Origin of the sequence: Actinotalea sp. (genome assembly GCF_041597215.1) — a bacterium.
In the GTDB taxonomy this organism is placed as follows: domain Bacteria; phylum Actinomycetota; class Actinomycetes; order Actinomycetales; family Cellulomonadaceae; genus Actinotalea.
In genome coordinates, this window is sequence record NZ_JBFHHB010000216.1 from 1 (window position 1) to 5,563 (window position 5,563).

Sequence of the window (5,563 nt, forward strand, 5' to 3'; positions counted from 1 at the left end):
AGCGGACCGAGGATGGTCAGGGCGAAGGACAGGACGATGGCGAACCAGGCCACTGCGCGCACGGCCGGAGCGGCCCCGACCGTCGCGAGCGCGATGCCGACGAGCACCCACACGGCGGGGATCGTGACCGCCGCCTGTCGCAGCACGTCCAGCGCGGCGATGTCCCCGCTCTGGGCCTGCGCCGTCAGCCCGACCACGCCGCCCGAGATCAGCAGCGCGAGGGCCGGGCCGACGAGGGCGAGCACCGCGTGACTGGCCAGGAGGCGGGTGCGCGGCACCGCACCTGCCAGCAACGGATCGACCCGGAACTCGTCCTCCTCGGCGTGCAGCCGCATCATCACCTGCACGCCGTAGACCGCGGCGATCAGGCCGACGAGCCGGATGATCGTCACGAGGAACTCGAAGACGAGGCCAGAGGTGCTCGCCCCGCCCGACGCGATCGCCTCGGCGAAGGCGGGGTTCTGCAGGAACAGCTCCCCGACGGTGGTCGAGAGGAAGCCGAAGACGACGCCCAGCACCGCGAGGGCGATCGTCCAGGACACGATCGCGCCGCGCTGGAGCCGCAGGGCCAGTCCCCACGGGTTGAGGATGCCGCGTCCGCGATCAGGGCCCGGCCGGGGAGGGAGCAGCCCCATGCCCAGGTCGCGCCTGGACTGCAGGAGGCCTGCGACGGCCACGGCCGCGACGGCGAGCCCGAGGCAGGCGAGCAGCGGCCGCCAGTCGTTCCCGTCCGCCACACGGACCTGCTCGAGCCAGCCCAGCGGGGTCAGCCAGATGAGCCAGTCGGCCGCTCCGCTCGTGTCGATGTACCCACGCGCGACGAACGCGACGCCCAGGGCGGTCACCGCGAGGGAGCTCGCCGCCCTGGCCTCCGAGCCGATCTGCGCGGTGACGGCCGCGATCCCGGCGAACATCAGACCGGAGGCGGTGAACGTCGCAGCGAGGGTGATCGAGTCGCCCGCCTCGCCGCCGAAGGCGATCGTGGCGACCGAGACGACCACCCCGAGCAGGACGGAGGCGATCGCTGCCATCGCCACGGCCACCGCGAGCCGTGCGTCGCGCCCGACGACTCCCGAGGCGATCAGCTCCGCCTGGCCGTTGTCCTCGTGGGCCCGGCTGTTGCGCACGACGATCCCGATGGCCATCAGCCCGGCGAAGAAGGCGCCGAGCGCCCCGGCGCGCCAGGCGTTGAAGCCGTCGGCCGTCGTCAGCTCGCGGGCGGGACCGAAGATCAGGCTGAAGGCCGGGTTGCCCTCGACGGTCATCGCCAGGCCGGCGCGGCTCGCCTCGTCGGGGAACACCCACGGGTAGGCGAGCACCGAGCTCACCGAGAGCGCCGTGATGAGTGCGATCCACGGGGCGATGCGACGGCGGTCCTGCCGGAGGGAGGCGTGCAGCAGCGGTCGGACCCCGACGAACGTGCCGCTCATCCGCGCCGCCGGTGCGCAGCGCGCCGACGGGTCGGCGCGGCTCGCTCGTCGTCCGGCCCCGGCGCCGACTCTTCTCCGTAGGCCCGGAGGAAGAGATCGCTCAGCGAGGGCGGCGCGACGGTGAGCTCGGTGATGCCGAAGTGGCTCAGGGTGGCCATCGCGTCGTTCACCTGGGTGCGCTCGACGGCCACCGTCAGCACGTCGCCGTCCAGGTGGCCGTCCTGCACCGGGACGAGTCCGGCGAGGTCGGCGGGGGGCTCGGCCAGCACCGCCCGGATGCTCGTGCGGGTGTGCCGGCGCATCTCGTCCAGCGTGCCGCTCTCCACGATCCGCCCGTCCCGGATGATGCTGATCCGGTCCGCGAGGGCCTCGGCCTCGCTGAGGATGTGGCTGGAGAGCAGGATCGTCCGCCCCTGAGCCTTCTGCTCGGCGATCTCGGCGCAGAAGACCTCCTCCATGAGCGGATCGAGGCCGGAGGTCGGCTCGTCCAGCAGCAGGAGCTCGACGTCCGAGGCCAGGGCGGCGACCAGGGCGACCTTCTGCTTGTTCCCCTTGGAGTACTGCCGGCCGCGCTTGGTCGGGTCGAGCTCGAAGCGCTCGATCAGCTCAGCCCTCCGCGTCTCGTCCAGCCCTCCGCGCAGGGTCCCGAGAAGGTCGATCGCCTCGCCGCCCGTCAGGGAGGGCCACAGGCTGACGTCGCCCGGGACGTAGGCCAGCCGGCGGTGCAGGGCGACGACGTCCCGCCACGGGTCATGCCCGAGGACCTGGACCCGCCCGCCGTCGGCCCGGAGGAGGCCGAGCAGGATGCGGATCGTCGTCGACTTCCCGGCTCCGTTCGGCCCGAGGAACGCGTGGACCTCGCCCGGCCGCACCTCGAGGTCCAGCCCGCGCAAGGCCCGGAAGGACCCGTAGGACTTGGTCAGGCCGTCGACGAGGATCACGGGGTCCATCCCCCGAGCGTAGGACGCGCTTCCGTGCGTCTAGGAGGGACCGGCCGCCGACCCGCCGCACGGGTCCTGGTACTCCACGCTCGGCACGTACTGCAGCCACTCCTCCTCGGTGAGCGGCGTCCCGACCAGTCGGCAGATCCGGCTCGTCACCTCGGCGGGGTCCAGGTCCCAGACGGTGACGGTGGGAGCCACGCCGCCGGCCGCGACGCGTGTCCCGTCCGGGGAGATGCTGATGCTGTACAGCCCCGCGTCAGCCGCCGTCAGCGAGGCGGTGAGGACCGGTGCCAGGGGATCGGTCACGTCCCAGGTCCGCAGGATGCCGTCGCCGCTCACCGCTGCCAGCGTGCGTCCGTCGGGGGTGAAGTCCACGTCGTACACGTAGTCGCCGGAGCCGCGCAGGGGCGCGCCGACCCAGTGGGCCGCCTGCGGGTCGCTCACGTCGGCGAGGCGCACGGTGCGGTCGGCAGAGGTCACGGCGAGCAGCGTTCCCGCGGGGTTGAAGATCATCCCGTGCGCCTGCAGCCCGAGCCCGTCGAGCGGCTCCCCGAGCATCGTCGGCGTCGCCGGGTCGGACACGTCCCAGAGCGTCACGACGTCCGGGTCGGCGCCGCCCACGGCGAGGACGTCGCCGTCCGGCGAGAAGGTCGACCACAGCTCGAGGGCGTTCGGGGAGTCGATGACGCCCTGGGTGACCGGCCGGCCCGGGTCGGTGACGTCCCAGAGGCGGACGGTCGAGTCGTCACCCGCCGCGGCGAGGGTGCGCCCGTCCGGACTGAACACGACTCCTTCGACGAGTGCTTCCGGGGGGTCGGGCATGGTGCTCAGCAGGGTCATGCTCCCCCCGGACACCGCCCACAGCCACACGGGTCCCTCGGCGCTCCCGGTGGCCAGCAGCTCGCCGGACGGCGAGTACGCGGCGGTGCCGTCGAAGGTGTGGGAGTCCGGGGCGCTCGTCGCCGGGCCGAGGGCCGTGGCGCGATGGGGGTGCGAGACGTCGAAGAAGCGGACCTCGTTCGCGGCGCCCGCCACCACGAGCTCGCCGTCCGGGCTGAAGTGAACGGAGAAGGCGCGGCCCCCCGTGAGGGCAGGGGAGGGGGTCGGTTCGGCCCACAGTCGCAGCGAGCCGTCCGGCCCGGTCGTCACCAGACCTCCGCCGGTGGGCAGGAAGGCGAGATTGGTCACCGGTCCGGGGTGGGGGATGTCGGAGACGAGGACGCCGGTGGAGCGCTCGTAGATGCGCAGGTGGTGGTCGGAGCTGCCCGTCGCCACCAGGATCCCGTCGGGGCTGTACCCCACGGCGTTGACCCAGCTGCCCGCGCCCTCGATCGCCACGCCCGACTCGGTCGGCACCTCGTGCGGGCCCACGAGCGACCAGGTCCACGCGTCCTGGTCCTTGGACCCGGCGACGAGCTGGAGCCCGTCCGGGGCGAAGGCCACGGACGTCACTCCCCCCGCGGCGGACTCGAGGGGCGGGAGGACCACGACCGTTGCGGGGTCGTCGAGGAGCGACCACCGGTACACCCCGCGATCGGCGCTCCCCGCGGCGATCGTCGAGCCGTCCGGGCTGAAGGCGAGACTCGTCAGGCCGGCCTCGGGGCCGTCGAGCACCTGCGGCGCTGTGCCTGCCGGGTCCTCGAGGTCCCAGAGGTACAGCGCGGGATCGTCGCCCACGGCGGCGAGCATGCTGCCGTCAGGGGAGAAGGCGAGCGCGGAGACGGCGCCCCGCGGGCCGACGAGGTCGGCCCGGTGCGCCGGTCCTCCGTCCGCACCGAGGTCCCACAGGTGCACGCCGGATGCGGCGCCGGCCGCGGCGAGCAGCGTGCCGTCGCCGTCCAGGGCCGTGGCGCGCACGGCGTCGTCGTCGACGGCGAGGGCGGCGGCCGTCTCGAGCAGCTGCGGTTCGAGCTCGTCCGAGAGTGCCCAGACGCGGACCTCGCCCGTGCCGGAGCCGCTGGCCATCACGCGCCCGTCCCCGCTCAGGGAGAGGGTCGGCAGGGTTCCCGTCGCCTCGACGCGAGTGCTGAGCGGTACGGCGGAGCTGTCCAGGAGCGCTCCGCGAGCCTCGGCCGTCGGGGCCGTCCGATAGCTCAGCACCGCGAGCTGGGCCGCGGCGGTCGGGTCGCTCGCCCGGATCCGGCTCGAGGCTTCGGCCAGCTGGCGGGAGACAGCGAGGTCCCGCTCGTCGCCCGCTCGCGCGCTCAGGCGCCACGTGTAGCCGGACACCCCGACGACGGCCAGCACGAGCACGGTCAGCGAGGCCACCAGGGTCCGCAGGCGACGGGTCTGCCGGAGCGCTGCCCGTTCGTGCTCCCGGACGGCCGCCGTGCTCGCCTCGAGGAACGCGCGCTCCTGGTGCGTCAACGTCGCCCGGTGGTCGGGATCCGTCGACCACGCGCGCATGTGCTCGAGGCGGCCGGACCGGTAGAGCATCCCCGGGTCGTGGCCCGCGCGGACCCACGCCGCGGCCGAGGCCGCGAGCTCACGGTGGACGAGGAGCCGATCACGATCCTCGTCGATCCACTCCCGCAGGCGGGGCCAGGCGCTGATGAGCGACTCGTGGGCGATCTGGACGGAGGTGTCGTCGGCGGTCACCAGGCGCGCCTCGATGAGGCTCTCGATGAGCGAGTCGGGTGCGAGGGCGGCGAGCTCCTCGCGGGAGGCGCGCCTGCGGGTGTCGGCGACGTCCTGGCCGACGTGCACCAGCCGCAGGAAGAGGCGGCGTGCGGCAAGGGCGTCCCGGTCGGACAGGCCTGCGTGCAGTCGCTCGGCCGTCGCCGAGACCGCGCCGCCGATCCCGCCCGACTCGACCAGGTGGGCGAGGGTCAACCGTCGGCCCCCACCGAGCCGCCAGGTCTCGTAGAGGCTGTGGGCGAGCAGGGGGAGCGCGCCCGGGTCGTGCTCCGCTCCGCGGCGCCCGCCGACGAGGTCGTCCAGGACCATGTCGACGAGCCCCGGTTCGAGCTCGATCGACGCCAGACGCGCGGGCTGCACGACGGCGCTGCGCAGCTCGTCGACCGTCATCGGCCCGACGATGACCTGGTGGCCCGCCAGGGCGGCCGCCAGCGCGGGGAAGCGCAAGGCCTCGCCGTAGAAGTCCGCGCGGAGGCCGAGCACCACGCGCATACCGCCGGCGACGAGAAGGGTGACCTCCTCGACGAAGCTCGTGCGCTCGGCGGCCGAGAG

The 5,563-nt window shown here is 73.9% G+C and carries 3 protein-coding genes; all 3 read right to left on the bottom strand.

Annotated elements, in window-relative coordinates; all coding sequences use genetic code 11:
• Nucleotides 1–1,430 (bottom strand): ABC transporter permease (locus ABWK99_RS13040; protein ID WP_372595135.1); only part of this gene is annotated, 1,430 nt, incomplete at its 3' end.
• Nucleotides 1,427–2,380, bottom strand: a complete 954-nt coding sequence (locus tag ABWK99_RS13045; RefSeq protein WP_372595136.1) for an ATP-binding cassette domain-containing protein — start codon at nt 2,378–2,380, stop codon at nt 1,427–1,429. The genes ABWK99_RS13040 and ABWK99_RS13045, both read right to left, overlap by 4 nt.
• Before the next feature lie 30 nt (nt 2,381–2,410).
• Nucleotides 2,411–5,563, bottom strand: a 3,153-nt coding sequence (locus tag ABWK99_RS13050) for a WD40 repeat domain-containing protein (RefSeq protein ID WP_372595137.1), incomplete at its 5' end; no start/stop codon positions are given.